Below are 15436 nucleotides of genomic sequence, written 5' to 3'. Positions count from 1 at the left end.
AAACAATTAAAAAGGCTGTTTCAAACTATTATAGGCCTCCCTTGATAATTGCATAAATCAAAACAAGATATAAAAGCTGGACTGATTAAGTCCAGCTTTTTTTGTTATAAATCTGAACACCTTCCGCTTTAGCGTCTTCGAAAAGTGCAAAATCGTGAGTGGTTTTATTAATAAATCTGAAGGAATATCGATTTAGAATAGTATAGACACACCGATCCCTGGGGCTTTTCTGATTTAGGTTTAGGCGGCCTGAAGTAGTGGTATGTCTTCTGATTTCTTTTTGCTCATCTTAACAGCATTGGCCATCATAACGGCAAAGAATACATGTATCATTTCTCGTTTTTCTCCCTTAACCTTGATTTTATTCAGGCCGTAAGCCGTTTTATGGGTACCAAAGCTTCCTTCCATCACGGTTGCTCTCTGGTTAGAGATGAGGCTTCTGAGTTTGCTTTCCTGAGGTTTGTTTACCTTGGGGCCTTTCTTTGGAAAGCAAGTGAACACTTTCCTTACTGTTAAATACTTTCTGTTGGCGTTAGTGGCATAAATACGATCCGCCCCCAGCTGATGAAGGGAGCCAAATATCGATCTATGTTTTAAACTACTTATTTTTAGTCTGGTACTTTCATTGAATGCCCTGAACTCCATGGCATCAATAAAGCAGATGCCGTCAACCTGAAGCATGTGGGCTTTCATTCCAAACTCAACCCTTTTAGTTTCTTTGCCTCGTACGATAGGCCTGACATAAGGTCTGGGAAGCGATACTATCCTGTTTTTCAATTCTTTAGCTGGATGATGCTGCAAGAATTGCTGTTGCTCAAGTACCTTCTTTATTGTTTTTAGGTATGATCGCTCTTGAAAGTGAAGCTGTATTTGTGGGTTTTCATTGAGTAAGTACTGCAGCTGTCCAAGCCCTTTGGACAGTAGATATATCAATGCCTTTTTACGCTTGCGTCCAGCTTTGTATGTCTTTTTTCGACTACGATCGTAAGACATCTGCTTGCGTTTTTGATCTATATATTTGGAGCGAGGCCTCTTTACACCTAATATTTTACACCATCTGTAAAGCTGTTTTTCAAACACCCATTGACAACTTTCCCAGATTAGCTTAACGTCGGTAGGAAAACGAATATAACTTTCATAGCAAGTGGCATCCATTAAGAGAACATGCGTATTATTCATATCTCTTTTCCAATGATGAATGAGTACTTCCTGAAGTTGTTGCCAATCAGTATTATCAGCCATATACGTCCTTATTCTACTTAAAATGGCCTTATCCTTAATTCTTTGGTTATCATCCAACAATTTATTGCAAAAAAGCTGAAGGCTCCAGTCAGTATTAAATCGTTCTATTAACTTCTCGTCACTCAGGTTTAAATAAGATTTTAGAAACATTAGACCAAACATGCCTTGGGCCGAAAACCAGCGGGGTGCGCCTGGGCCTCTATTTTCCTTTGGCAAACATTCTGAAAGTTGACTCCAAGGAATAGTATTATAAACCTTACCTAATTTGCTATTCTTGAATAAGTACCATTTTGGAGTTAAGTAATCTTGCGGTTGGAAAAGCTCTTGATCTCTCATATATTGCAGTGTTAATTGTGATTAGGCACTACAATTTAACAAATCAAAAACCCCGAAAAAAGCTTTATATAGCTAATTTCGGGGTTTTATTTTATGCTTTAATACTGATAAGTAACTGTATTTCAGTGTTTTTTATTTAAAAGGGAGGCCCTATTATAGTTATGAAACAGCCTTTTTAATATCAACCCGGAGAGTCAGTAGGATCTGCACTTCTGGGGTAAGTTCTTTCTTCTTCTATTTGGCCATTAAGCTTATGAATTTTCAAGGAACCGCCACCATGGCTGTTAACGTAAGAAGCACTGCTTTTTATAGCCTCTTCCTTATTGGTTTCGAAGGATTTAGACGCACGACTGTTGCCTTCTTTAGTCAAATTCCAATGGTCGCCCTCTTTTGTTAAATGATAGTTTTCCATGATAATTTTAGTTTAATTTTACATAACTTAAATAATAGGATTCAAAGGGTATGCCATTACCCTAAATGTGTTGGTTTTAATCCTTTGGATGCTTGGTATTTATAAGCGTATTATTTACGTTTATATGTGGATATAAAAAAGGAAAACATACATGGAAACTTTTGATCTTTCTAATCATTCACATCGCAGGCTGAACGTTTTAACAGGCGAGTGGGTACAGGTATCACCTCACAGGGCAAAAAGACCCTGGCAAGGACAGCAGGAGGAGAGCAGCGCCGAGCAACGACCACAGCACGATCCTAGTTGTTACTTATGCGCCGGAAATACACGCTCCAATGGAGAAGTAAACCCTGATTATAAGCATACTTTTTCTTTTGTGAATGATTTTGCCTCTCTTACCTCCGATTTTACCGGAGATGGATATGATAAAGGATTAATGAAGGCAAAAAGTGAAAAAGGAATCTGTAAAGTGATCTGTTTTTCTCCCCGTCATGACCTGACCATTCCAGAGCTGGAAGTGGGTGAAATAAAAGGAGTGGTTGATTTATGGGCTAAAGAATGTGCTGAACTATCTCAGATAGAATATGTAAATCATATTCAGATTTTTGAAAACAAAGGAAGCATCATGGGCTGCTCTAACCCGCACCCACACGGACAGATTTGGGCGCAGGAGTCTATTCCTGTAGAGCCCGCTAAAAAGGCCGTTAATTTTGAAAAATACTATAATAACCTGGGTAAGTCTATTCTTGAAGATTACCTCAAACAAGAGTTGGAAGATGATGAGAGAATCATCTTCAAAAATGATCATTTCGTAGTTTTGGTGCCTTTCTGGGCGGTATGGCCTTATGAGACTATGATCATCCCTAAAAGGAAAATGGCTCATATTACAGAGATGACTGAAGATGAAAAACTGGCTTTCGCCGAAGCTATCCAGCAGCTCACTATCAGATATGATAACCTTTTTAAGACATCATTCCCTTATTCATCAGGTATTCACCAAGCTCCATATGATGGTGGCGAATACCCTGACTGGCACTGGCATATGAGTTTTTATCCTCCATTGCTGCGCTCTGCTACCGTTAAGAAATTTATGGTGGGCTATGAAATGTTTGGTAATCCTCAAAGAGATATTACTCCTGAGCAAGCCGCTAAAACGTTACAAGGGTTGTCTGATGTGCATTATAAGAAACAATTATTAATAAATACTTATAAAAAATAAAGGAGGCTGTATCAATTGTAAATTTTGGTACAGCCTCCTTATGTTTAAAGGAAGTAATAAATAGGAGGTTTAAGCTAAATATATTATGGCTTTATTACTTTAAATGTTCCTGACTTTCCATTCTCATCATTTAATTGAATCAGATATAAGCCTGAAGGAAGCCCAGGTAAAGGTAATTCATAAGTAGACCCTGCGCCTATGTCTATAGACTGGATAATGAAGTGATCTCCAGTAGCAGAGCGAACATGAACGGTAAGTGCTTTTTCTTCGTACCCTTTGTTGGCTATAATCACTTTGTTATCTATTTGAGTAGGATAAACCCCAATAGAACTTAGTGTCAGCTGATCATCAACACCTGAAACAAGGTTAGATCCTAATTCGAGGTTATTAATATTGGGTGATGTGGCTGTTAGTTCAAATGATTTTGATACAGATTTAGAAGGTTTTTCTACTGTAACCTGATAGGTGCCGTAAGGTAATGTTTCAAAGCTGAAGTTCTTATCATTACTCATTGTCCACTTAATTACTTTTTGCGCACTCTGATCTTTAAGCAGTACCACATAAGGATCATTTGAATCATCACTCAAACTTATTCTACCTGCTACAGAACCATCTCCTGAAGAGGATAATGAATAACTTTTTATAAGGGTAATATTAACATTTACCGCAGGCTCGTTAAGGTTGATCGAATAAGCATCTTCATAGGCCATACCGTTTACAAAGTAAGTAGGAATGTACGAAGTGTATACATCTTCATCTCCTCGGGCATATAGAATGTATTGTCCCTGAGTTAGTTGGCTGAATCTGAAATATCCATTGGATAGGTTAACTTGTTTTACTTTTTCCCACTCGATACTATCTTTCTTATAAAGTTCTACCGTTCCATCAAATACGGGAAGCAAGTCAGCATAAACGCTACCTTCTATATATAAGCTGTCGCGCTCTGGCGATCCTACCACAATCTCATTACAATGCTGACAGGTATCTGTAAGATTCGTTTTTGTAAGACATACATTGTAAATGCCTGCACTGCTAAAAGTATGCATTACTACTGAAGAAGAATCGGATGTGTTTCCATCTCCAAAGTCCCATAAGTATGAAGCGTCTCCTGTTTCTGAAGTATAAAACTGAAAAGTATTAGAAGCTAAACTATCATAACTGAAACTGCAGTCGATCAGGGATTTTACCTCAACTGATTCTGAATAATAACAGTTATTGGAGCTGTCTCCTATGTTAAGGCTTACTGTATATAATCCTTCTTCTGGGAAGGTGTAAAAAAGGTCTAGCGTATTAGCTACTGTCGTTCCGTCAATTCTCCAGGTGTATTGATCAATAGAATCTCTCTGGTTGGCATTAAAAAGATAGTTTAAATCATCCGTTTGGGTAAACGTAAAAGAGGCATCACATTGAGTAGTGTCTATCGGTACAGAGCCTGCCATGGTAAAGGAATTGCAGTAGCTACAGGTATCTCCAGGGGCATAGGCTATATAAAAACACACTTGATAGGTTCCTGCAGTATCATAAGTATGGTAAAAATCTCTTTGGTATATCATAGTATCTGATACAACGGTGCCATCTCCAAAATCAAAGCTATAAGGTTGCTCATAATGATAGGGAGAATAGCTCGATACTTTTAAAGTAGAATCAGATACTTTTTCATAGTTAAAATAACACTGATTAGGTTCAATTGGAATAACGGATACAATTTCATAAGTAGTGCAGCTGTCAATACCGTCAGATACTGTTAGGTATACATTCCACCCACCACCATCATAGAAAATATACTCTACCTCTCTGCCTGAAGCGTACCACTGATTCCCAAAATTCCAAGAGTAAGTTAAGTCGGGGTCCGTTTCATCAGCAGTAAATGTATAAGTAGGAACTCCTGTGGTATCTACCTTATAGGTGAAGCCTGCATTACACTGTATTGTATCTACAGGTGCAGGAGGAAAATCCATAGTAAAAGACTTGCAGTAGCTGCAGCTGTCACTATCAATATTGGCAATGTAAAAGCAAACCTGATAAGTCCCCGCAGTGTCATATGTATGAGAAAATTCTTTAGTTGGGTGACTCATGGTGTCCGTTACTACAGTGCCATCTCCAAAATCAAAGCTATAAGGTTGCTCATAATGATAAGGGGAATAGCTCGATACTTTTAAAGTAGAATCAGATACTTTTTCATAGTTAAAATAACACTGATTAGGTTCAATTGGAATAACGGATACAATTTCATAAGTAGTGCAGCTGTCAATACCGTCAGATACTGTTAGGTATACATTCCACCCACCACCATCATAGAAAATATACTCTACCTCTCTGCCTGAAGCGTACCACTGATTCCCAAAATTCCAAGAGTAAGTTAATTCGGGGTCTGTTTCATTGGCAGTAAAGGTGTAGGTAGGAACTCCGGTGGTGTCTACTACATAAGTAAAACCGGCATCACATACATATCCCGAATCAAGGGAGGAAGTGCCGGCATCTACATTAGAATGGACTATTAGGAAAATAGCCAGGCTAATGAAGGTGGTTAAAAATGGTTTTAGATAAGTCTTTTTCATGATAATATTTGGCTTTTACATAGGGAACCACTTCATCACGCAAATCCCCTATTGGGGATTGAGAATTTTTAAAAAATAAATCCAAATTTAATCCCAGCCATATATCGTTTAGGATAAGACGCCATATCACTTAAGCCAATTTTGCCATATGGTGCTATGTAGAATTCACCTCTTTCCCAGCTACTGAAGTAAATTGGTAAGTTAAAATATAAGTCTACCTGGTAGTCCTGTGGGGGGATGTTAATTTCATTATCTCCTTCTATGATAGATTCATCATCCAAATCATCCCTAAACACTCTGCTGACAGAGATACCCGGGCTCAAGTCGATGGAGAGTTTGCCTTTTTTGAGTGTATAACCCACTCCGGCAAAAACAGTAAGTCTTTGCACATTGTCATGACGGTCCACGTCCTTAATTTGTTCAGTACTAATCTCCGTGGTATCCGTTACGTAAACGGGTATTTCAGCGCCGTCTCTTATTATATAATATGTGGAAACTGTATCTATCTGCATTGTTGTATTAGTCTCAGAGGTAGTGTATTGTACATTATGTAGCAAATAATTGTATTCAACTCCTCCTTGAAGTTTGAGCTTTTTCAGTTGATAAGAGAACATAAACCCTAACCCCATACCCTTAAAAGTAATGTTACTTTCTTCCGTTTGATTGACCCATACGTTCGGAGCCAGATAAATGCTGTTTTGCCAGTGTTGGTTAGTCAGGTCTACTTTTTTCTCAACTTGAATGGTGTCATAAATATGCTTAGTTTCCTTTATTGTAATAGTATCATAAACAATCATTTCTACACGCTGTGTGTCATATTTAACTATTGTTTGCTCTATAGTGATGGTGTCATACACAATTTGTGGTTTAGGCGCAGGCTTGGGAATGATGACCGGCTCCGGGGCTTTTGTGATAACTATGTAGTCTTCAATAGCCTTAAAGTTGTATTTTGGGTGCAGTAATGTTTCTAAGGTTTCCTTCAGAGTCTTGTTTTTGATTTCCAGATTGAGTTGGCTTTCTTCTTTAAAAAGCTGTGGGTCATAAGAAAGGAATACGTCGTACTTGTCTGCAATACTCTGTAAAGCTTCCGGCCAACTGGAATTCTTAAAATGAAAAGAAGCTTGTTTTTCTTGAGCTATTAGTGCCTGTGATAATAGAAAAAAGTATAGTAGGAAGAGGAATTTTTTAGTTACACCCATGCCCTTTAATAGTTATACTATCTCCACTAATTGAGCTTTCTAGCTGATGAGTAGATTCAATCACTTTAATGATGGTGCCTAAAGATTGCTTTTTAAAGGTCGCTGTAATCTTGCATTGATTGATATCATCATTTTCTACAATAATTTGTTTGCCAAATTCTGAAGAAAGAGTCTGAAATACTTTTGATAAAGATTCATTTTGGAACCGCATTACCCCGGTTTTCCAATACAATTGATTAACATCAGATGATTTTACAATAGGAGCCTGATCCTTTTGAACCACTACTTCTTCTTCAGCTTCCAGTATAATAATGTCACCAGTACTCTTATAGGTTACTTGTACCTTTCCTTCTGTCACCAGTACCTGAGTAGGTTGGTCATTATAGGTTTTTACCAGAAACTTGGTGCCGAGCACTTTGATTTCGGCGTTATTAGCCTTAATAATAAAAGGCCTTTCAGGGTTATGCGCCACTTCAAAAAAAGCTTCACCTTCCAAATTTACTATACGTTCTGTTCCGCTATTGAAGGATTTGGGTTGGTAAGTAAGTAGTGCTCCTTTTTTTAAGCTTACAGAGCTTTCATCCTCAAGGGTATAATCGGTATTGGTTTCCAGAGCCGTTAATTGAGCTTTTTGTTCCGGTATAGATTTTTCATTTCTTGAATAAAGGAAAATAGAAACTGCTATAATAAGAATACTAGCCGCAGCATACCACCATATGTTTTTTAGTTTTACCTCTTTTGCCGTAGGTTCATGAGCAAGTTGATTACTTACTTTCTGAAAAGCAGCATCGACATCAGTGCGTTTGGATGATGCCAGTAACGAAAGTTCCCAGGTCTGAAATAGTTCTCTGGCCTTGGCCTGGTTTTCTGGTTCTGATAACCATTTTTCTATGGATTCATGATCTTTTTCAGAAAGGTTTTCTCCCCTCAGATAGGCCAGAATTAGTGCATCATTAATATCGTTTTGGTTATGATCCATTTAGTAGCAAACAACTTGAAGTTATAAATCCCCTATTAGAAAGATTAAAATAATTAATAATTCAACCATTGACTCCCGCAAAAGCTTCATTGCTTTTGTAATATGGTTCTCAACAGTTTTAGTACTTATATCTAATTTTTCGGCTATTTCTTTATGGCTAAGGTTTTCAAAGCGACTCAGGGTAAACACCTCTCTGCATTTGTCAGGAAGAGAACCTATAATACGCTCCATCTTTTTGATCAGATCTTCCGTAAGGTCATCATACTCATAATTCAATATCTGATCCTGAAACAACTTCTGAGTATGGTTAATGTACTTTTGCTCTACAGCCTGTTTTTTTATGTGGTTATAGCACTTATTTCTAACTGCTGTGAGAAGGTATGGAAAAATCTTTAGCGTAGATTGATGCTGATGTCGGTTTTCCCAAAATTTGATAAACACTTCTTGTACCTGCTCTTCCGCCAGAACTTCGTCCTTTAAAATACCGTTGGCAAGATTCCATAGAGGATTATAATATTCTCTAAAAATACTTTCAAAGGCCTCTTTATCACCTCTCTTTACGCGTTCTATAATATTATCTAGTGCCAACCGTGGTCTCTAAAGCTGTTAGTTTTACAAAAGGAAGGTGAAATTATAACAAATATCAAAGAAATAATACTATCACCGATGCTTTTGAGGAAGATAAAGTGAATAAATACATGCTCTTTTATCCAAATGGCAATTTATCTATATTGCAAAACTCAATATTTAATATAAGGATCATTCTAAATTGTGAACTTATCACTATTGCTATATTTTGTCTAAACCCCACCAAATCAAAAAATACCGTGTAGTAATTACAGCCAAAGATGTGGCTGATCACAAGCGTATTAGCCAGCAGCTACAAGGTAATAGCAAAGCCATTAATGATTCGATAGAGAAGCTGTTTAATCAGTATTTTTCTGATGATCAGGAGGTGGTTATAGATAAAGTGGCGCTTGATCTGGGGGCATTTAATACGGAGAATTTTCTTGAAGAATATAAAAGGCGATTGATTGAATTGCTCGATCGTGAGTTTAAAAAGCTGTCAAAGAATAGGCAGTTGCCGGTTTTTAGGAAGTTAGAATCAGACAGTGCTGATGATCGATATAAGTGGCTCACTCATTTTTTAAGTCGATCTTACTTTCCAGCTCATGTGGAAGAAGCGTATGATATCAATGAATTGATTGAAGAATTATGGCAAAAAGATGAAAGGCTTTTAATAGAGACTCTTAAGAAAGCACGCTTGCAAGTGGTGGTGCAGAAAAGGTTGAAAAGGCAATTGAAACCTCAACTTTACCATCAATTGGAAGAATTGCTAGGTCACACTTCAATTCAAAAAAACAGAGTAGATGAGTTGATACAATACTTTATGTCAGGGAAATGGCCGCGTAGTTTCCGCACTTATTTTCAGGGGGAAGTAGAAGCGGCTTTAAAAAAGCTCAATACTTCGGACAGAAAAAAGATGATGCAGCGCCTGGCTCCTAAACTAAATAAAAAAGAGATTGAAGATCGAATAATAAAGACCTTATCTATTCAATTTTTAGAGTCTTTGTTTTTGTTGATTCCTGAATATGAGCAATCTATAGAAACTTTTAAACGTGTTCGTCTAATATTTGCTGAGAACGAATTAGCGCATCGCTATACCTATACATATCAATATAAAAAGGCCTTTTTAGCTTTTATGGCTAATAGTAAGCAGCAGAAGGCTCAGGCCAAAGTAATCAGGGATATGCTCAAAGAGTCTGGTGTAGTGCTGACTAAATATGCTCAAAGACGATTAAAGAGTCAACTCAATGATTGGGATGATGATCAGAGCTGGTTGGCTGTTGGCAAGGACAATCGTCAGACCTTTGAAAAGGATCGGGAAATGGCAATTTCCTATAGCCAAATGGATCTTTTCATTCGCTTTTTGGAGACAGGGCTTTTCCCTTCAGAATTGACTTTGGCTGATGTTGTGGACGGTTTATTGCAATCTCATGCTATCCTATTAACTCAAGTATTGCATGAAAAATGGGCACATTTCCCAGTAAGGTATAGAGTGGCTTATCAGCTGGATATCACTCAAGTCATTCAAATCATACATCTTCTTTTTGGTGATTCTGAGCACTTATCTCTTTTTGAAAACCTGTTTGATTCGGATGAGTTTCATGCTATGGATGTTCCTGAAAGGATAAAAAGGCATTTGTATTTTTCCTTTTTCGAGGTGATGCATCAAGGAACTTCTGAAACTGTTAATGAAGCTGAATTTACAGCGGCCTTTTTTCATGTTTTCACGCAAAGTGTTACTCAGCTTCAAGCAAAAGCTGATGAAATAATTACACTACTCGCACAAGGACAGCAGCACCCAGGTATTGCCTTAATTTCTCTTTTGAAAGAGGAGTCTGAGCAATGGTACAAGTCAAAAGGTTATTATGCCTCAATTATTCCAGAGATATTGGCTAACGGGGGTAATGTGAATAATAAAGCGGAAAAGAAAAAGAAAGAGGTGGAGAAGGCTCTTTTAGAGGCATTTCAAAATCATTATTTCTTGCCTCAGTTATTACTCCAATATGAAGTCCACCCTGATTTTTGGAGGCATATTTTGCAGGTTTTGAATGATAGGCAGCGGCAGCAGCTGGTGCTTCAACTGGCTCCTTTTCAAAGGTCTGTTTTGGAGCAGGTTTTTAAAGAAATAAAGCGATTACAAGCAGAATTACCTTCTTTTCCAGGTGATGAAAAATCAATTTATCCTTTGTCTTTTGATTTAGTCAAAGGAGTGTTGGAAAAATTGGTTGCCAGTGATTTTTCTACTTCTGTCACGGAAATAGTTCATTTTATTTATGGGTATATATTCACAAATCTGAAGAAGAGTTTGTCGAATGCTAAGTATAGGAATGCAAGCAAGGTCTTGCAATTACTTTTAAAGAACCCAATTAACAGGAGTTATTATTACCAACATCTGGCTAAGTGGTTAGAGAATAAGGGCAAAGAATTTATAAGGGGTATTACGCCTAATGATCAAAAAGAAGAGCTTACCTCAACTGAAAATGAAACAGCACCCGTTCTTGAAACAAAGTCTTCTCAGCAGCCAATTAAACGAAAGCGTTTAGAAGGAATCGCATTAGAGCATTCATCTGAATATGAGTTTTCTGATTTAATCCAGTTTTATGCGGTCGAAGGGCATATTCCAAAGTGGGCTAGCATTTCAGAGTTAACTCAATTGAAGTCTCTTTTAAGGGAGAATATAAAGCAACGACCAGCTCTGGTTACTTCGGTATTTAAAGAAATATATCAAGATAGACCGGCTTTTATAAGACTGGTAAATTTAATAAGATCAGCAGATCTGGTGGTGATGCTGGGGCAGGTCAATAGCCAAAGGTTGGCGGTATTTGAATTGGTATTCGAAACACTGATTGCTTTCGGAAAATCAGCCCATAATCTCAGTTTTAAGTCTTCTGAAGCAGCTTTTAAAAGGAACATATATTTATCCTTATTGGAAGTGCTGTTGATGCAGGAAAGGACTCTTTTCCAGTATACAGTTAAACAGTTATTAGTCGTTTTTGCACAGTACTTTTCCCATCAATATGGTAAGCAAGGAAGTGTGTTTTGGCATGAACTCAGTCATTATTATCCTCAAATAGGTCCCCATATCTTAAAAGAAGCGATTGATGAGCAGTTAGTTATGAACAAAGGAGGTCAGCTGAGAGAATGGCTTAAAGAGGGAGTGGAGACTGATCGGCAGGCGGAATTTACCTCCGAGGAACTGATTATTTATTACTTAAAAACTCAGACTTTTCCTGTATGGTCTACATTTAGAGGTGTTTCATCCATTAAAAAACTAATTTCTCGTGGTATAGAGCTCTCTATGCATAAGATTTTGGATGTTTTGCTTTTTATTAAAGATGATGATCAGGCATTAATAACATTTACTCAATTGGTGGGCGATGAAGAGCTTAAGGCTATTTTAAAGGCCGTTGATGCGCAGAAGTTTAAGGTTTATCGATTGGTGGTGGCAGATTTACTGTTGCTGAAAGAACTACCTGTCTTTCTTCAAACCACTAAAACTCATCTAGAAACTTATTTAAATGAACAGATAACAGCAGCTTTGGTGAAATCGACTTCTTTGCAAGGGCATCAGGTGGCTACGCAGTTAATAAATAATATAGCTGCACATTATGCGCTTGGTATTCAGGAGATTTATTACTTTCTAAACGAAAGGGTTCATAAACTAAAAAGTAAACCTTTAATTAAAGCCTTAAAGGCATTTAAAGGTAATCAGCCAGTAACTGTTCAGCAGGAAGATAAGCTTGAGGAAAGCGACAATGCTGTTGATGTTAATGCTCTTTTTTATATACTGGAATATAATGAATTTCCATGGTGGTATCAGCATCCAGAGAAAAAAGGCAGCTCTATAGAAAAGGAGAAAGCGAGACTGTACAAAACTATATTTCAAAGGGATATACCAAGCCTAATTGAGTCATTACGTACATCAGGAAAGGAACAGGCCTTTGTTCAGAAAATAATTAAAGAGGTCACTTTAAACGAATACTTAAGTCTGATTACAGCTATGGCTCCTGAAATAGCAGGCTTCATAGTGATGTATGTCAGGGTGTTACAGTTGTCGGCGCGGGAGTATTATGGCAGACTAGCATTTCCTTCCGCACATTCGGTTTACCTGTACATGTATAATTATGTAAAAACCAATAAACGAAGTTTTACTGCTCAGGCATTTACGTCGCAAATGTCTATGTTCGTTACTGATGCTTTTAATATAAATCATCGACAGTTTTTAGAAAGGATGGAGCATATTGCGCATGAAATGGCTTTGAAGGGCGAGTCTAAATTCGATACCTTAATTGAGGTTTTGACTTCAGTTCCATCTTTATCTAAAGGCCTTAAAACTTCTCCTTCTCTCATCAATGGGGAGGATTCTGAAGCCGAACAGTTAACTTTTTTCGATGTCCTCGTTTTTTATCTTACCAAGGCAGCATTGCCATTTAATACTGAAATTAAAACATATCAGGAGCTTCAGGATATATTCAAGGCAGAAGCAGAAACGAATGGTCCGGAGTTACGAGCTTCCTTACAATCTTTCAAGCAGCCACTAGCTGTAGATAAGCTCTTGAAACATGGAAATACTCTGTTAATACAAATCGCTGCTTTTATCTATCAGATTCCAAAAGTAAGGCTTGCAGAGTGGCTTACAGGAGTGGTGGATTTTATGAGATATTCACACCCTGAAATATCTAAAGGCAACTATGAAGCACTGGCTATCAAAGTCTTAATAGCATCATTAAAGACAGGAGCGCAGCTTCAGTTTAACTCTGAAAGGCTTATTCATGCTTTCTTTGAAGAAGTGAAGCTACGGCTGATTCCTGGGTGGAAAGAAGAGGTTCAAGAGCATATTAAAGACTATAAACCTTCACCGCAGGTATCTACTCTTTTTAAGCGTTCTCTAAAAAAGACCGTAGCTTTGCCGAAAAAACCATCTAAAACCACGAAAGAGGAAGATAAAAAGGACATACCTGAAACCCCACTGAAGGGAAGTTTGGAGGTACATAACGCAGGAGCTGTTATTCTGGCTAATTTTTTACCTCGCTATTTTGATATGCTCCAAATGAAAGAAAAGCGGGTTTTTAAAGATGAGGAAACGGCTGCCAGGGCAGTATTGCTGGTTCAATATCTGATCACTGGAGAGCAGGAAACACCTGAGCATGAGCTGGTGCTTAACAAAGTGCTCTGCGGAGTGGATTTAGCTTATCCGGTAGACCGATTTATAGAGTTGACTGATAAAGAAAAGGATATTTCTGAAAGCCTGCTGAAAGGAGTGCTGCAAAATTGGGACAGAATGCAAAATGTTTCTGTTGATGCTTTGAGGGAAGGTTTTTTAATGAGAACAGGATATCTGGTAGAAACACCTTACAATTGGGAGCTTGAGGTGGAGGAAAGCGGTAAGGATATTTTATTGGATTTTATGCCTTGGTCGTTTAACACAATAAAATTATCTTGGATGAAAAAGAGCTTAAACGTAAAGTGGCGAAATTAACATCAAATGGCTTCTGAAAGTAAAAAGATAAAATCAGCTATTAAAGTAATTAAGGAAGATCTCGACTGGCTCAGTCAGGTGATTGAGTTCAGGTTCAATAATTATTTTCAGGAGTCAGAACATAAAAGTATAGATGAGGTGCCTCCACCAGACCTTAGTCAGGATGATTCTGTTTATAGTGCGGTAATTAAGGAGTATGAATTTACTGCAGAAGAGAGGATAATCTTATTGATGGCTCTGGCTGTGCATGTCTCTCCGGCTATTTATGATATATTTTTCACCAAAAACACCAATTTTGACCGCGGATTCACGGTTTTTGGTGGTATAACCGGTCAGGCCCACAGTGGTTTTATTCCTACAGGAGAAACGGTTTCTTTTATACTAAGTGGAAATGATCTGGAGAAACGGTTTGAGCTTCTGGATCTGTTTTCTGACACTCACTTTTTTCATACTCAAAACATCCTAAGCCTAACCGGTATCAATGAAAATGAACCTGTTTTTAGTGGAGCACTCACTATTAGTAAAGAATATCTGAGTCTTTTGGTGCAAGGCCGGGAGTACAAGCCGCAATATACCTCTTCTTTTCCTGCACGGCGGCTCACCAGCAGGCTGCATTGGGAAGATGCTGTGTATGATGATCATACGCTCAATGACCTGGAAGAAGCAAAAATATGGATTCAGCATAGTCATGAAATCATGCAAAATGATAAGCTGCAAAAGCATTTGAAAAGAGGCTTTAGGATACTTTTTCATGGCCCTCCCGGAACGGGAAAAACGATGACAGCCGCATTGCTGGGGCAGCAAGCAGAAATGGATGTTTATCAGATTGATCTTTCTGCTGTGGTGTCTAAGTATATCGGAGAAACGGAAAAGAATCTGGCTGGTATTTTTGAAATGGCTGAAAATAAGAACTGGATACTGTTTTTTGATGAAGCCGATGCCCTTTTCGGAAAGCGCACCAGTGTGCAGAGTAGTAATGATCAGTTTGTGAATCAGCAGGTGGCCTATCTGTTGCAGCGGATTGAAGATTTTGATGGGGTAGTCATTCTGGCTACTAATTTCAAAGATAATATTGATACGGCCTTTTTAAGACGTTTTCAGTCTGTGGTGTATTTTCCTAAACCTAAGCTGGAGGAAAGACTTCGCCTATGGCAAAAGTATTTTGATGATACCTTTGACCTGGTAGATGTAGACCTGGAGCAAATAGCTATGGATCATGAAATAACAGGAGGTAGCATGATTAACGTGCTGCGTCATTGCACTATAGCAGCCAAAAAGCGTGGTGATGATAAGGTGTATATGGAAGATATTCTCAAAGGCATAAACAAGGAGTATCATAAAGAAGGCATTACACTTTAGTTGAAAAATACCCATAAACTAACACCTGATTGCATATTAAGTGTAGTTGTGATACATTGAGCACATGATTGATTGAGGCGATGGGA

9 protein-coding genes are annotated in these 15436 nt (G+C 37.9%); 3 read left to right on the top strand and 6 right to left on the bottom strand.

Going from position 1 to position 15436, the window contains the following annotated elements:
- Positions 1-240 precede the first annotated feature (240 nt).
- Positions 241-1578, bottom strand: a complete 1338-nt coding sequence (locus tag LVD15_RS02935; protein ID WP_233776421.1) for a transposase — start codon at positions 1576-1578, stop codon at positions 241-243.
- A 181-nt stretch (positions 1579-1759) separates the two neighbouring features.
- Positions 1760-1990, bottom strand: a complete 231-nt coding sequence (locus LVD15_RS02930) for a DUF2188 domain-containing protein (RefSeq protein ID WP_233778795.1) — start codon at positions 1988-1990, stop codon at positions 1760-1762.
- A 151-nt stretch (positions 1991-2141) separates the two neighbouring features.
- Between LVD15_RS02930 and LVD15_RS02925 the strand changes: the two genes are divergently transcribed.
- Complete coding sequence (locus LVD15_RS02925; RefSeq protein ID WP_233778794.1) at positions 2142-3209, top strand: UDP-glucose--hexose-1-phosphate uridylyltransferase; 1068 nt, start codon at positions 2142-2144, stop codon at positions 3207-3209.
- Between the two features lie 83 nt (positions 3210-3292).
- Here LVD15_RS02925 and LVD15_RS02920 read toward each other — a convergent pair whose 3' ends face one another.
- From LVD15_RS02920 to LVD15_RS02905, 4 genes are all read right to left on the bottom strand, one after another.
- Positions 3293-5767 (bottom strand): PKD domain-containing protein, encoded by a 2475-nt coding sequence (locus LVD15_RS02920; RefSeq protein WP_233778793.1) that lies wholly within the window; start codon positions 5765-5767, stop codon positions 3293-3295.
- A gap of 68 nt (positions 5768-5835) precedes the next feature.
- A complete protein-coding gene (locus LVD15_RS02915; RefSeq protein WP_233778792.1) occupies positions 5836-6966 on the bottom strand; it encodes a hypothetical protein in 1131 nt (376 codons plus the stop codon).
- Positions 6953-7945 carry a FecR family protein gene (locus LVD15_RS02910; protein WP_233778791.1) on the bottom strand — a complete coding sequence of 331 codons (993 nt, stop codon included), beginning with the start codon at positions 7943-7945 and terminating at the stop codon, positions 6953-6955. Before LVD15_RS02910 ends, LVD15_RS02915 begins: the two co-directional genes overlap by 14 nt.
- Positions 7946-7966: 21 nt before the next feature.
- Positions 7967-8533: an RNA polymerase sigma-70 factor gene (locus tag LVD15_RS02905; RefSeq protein ID WP_233778790.1), complete on the bottom strand. Its 567-nt coding sequence runs from the start codon at positions 8531-8533 to the stop codon at positions 7967-7969.
- A 208-nt stretch (positions 8534-8741) separates the two neighbouring features.
- Between LVD15_RS02905 and LVD15_RS02900 the strand changes: the two genes are divergently transcribed.
- Positions 8742-13991 carry a contractile injection system tape measure protein gene (locus LVD15_RS02900; protein ID WP_233778789.1) on the top strand — a complete coding sequence of 1750 codons (5250 nt, stop codon included), beginning with the start codon at positions 8742-8744 and terminating at the stop codon, positions 13989-13991.
- A 6-nt stretch (positions 13992-13997) separates the two neighbouring features.
- Positions 13998-15350 (top strand): ATP-binding protein, encoded by a 1353-nt coding sequence (locus LVD15_RS02895; RefSeq protein WP_233778788.1) that lies wholly within the window; start codon positions 13998-14000, stop codon positions 15348-15350.
- The last annotated feature ends 86 nt before the right edge of the window (positions 15351-15436 follow it).

Origin of the sequence: Fulvivirga maritima (assembly GCF_021389955.1) — a bacterium.
GTDB lineage: Bacteria > Bacteroidota > Bacteroidia > Cytophagales > Cyclobacteriaceae > Fulvivirga > Fulvivirga maritima.
This window is presented reverse-complemented; position numbering and strand designations above follow the sequence as displayed.

Bases quoted from the DNA above. Each gene is read 5' to 3' on its own strand.
- LVD15_RS02925 (WP_233778794.1), top strand. From the start codon at position 2,142: ATGGAAACTTTTGATCTTTCTAATCATTCACATCGCAGGCTGAACGTT.
- LVD15_RS02910 (WP_233778791.1), bottom strand. From the start codon at position 7,945: ATGGATCATAACCAAAACGATATTAATGATGCACTAATTCTGGCCTAT.
- LVD15_RS02895 (WP_233778788.1), top strand. From the start codon at position 13,998: ATGGCTTCTGAAAGTAAAAAGATAAAATCAGCTATTAAAGTAATTAAG.
- LVD15_RS02930 (WP_233778795.1), bottom strand. From the start codon at position 1,990: ATGGAAAACTATCATTTAACAAAAGAGGGCGACCATTGGAATTTGACT.
- LVD15_RS02935 (WP_233776421.1), bottom strand. From the start codon at position 1,578: ATGAGAGATCAAGAGCTTTTCCAACCGCAAGATTACTTAACTCCAAAA.
- LVD15_RS02915 (WP_233778792.1), bottom strand. From the start codon at position 6,966: ATGGGTGTAACTAAAAAATTCCTCTTCCTACTATACTTTTTTCTATTA.
- LVD15_RS02920 (WP_233778793.1), bottom strand. From the start codon at position 5,767: ATGAAAAAGACTTATCTAAAACCATTTTTAACCACCTTCATTAGCCTG.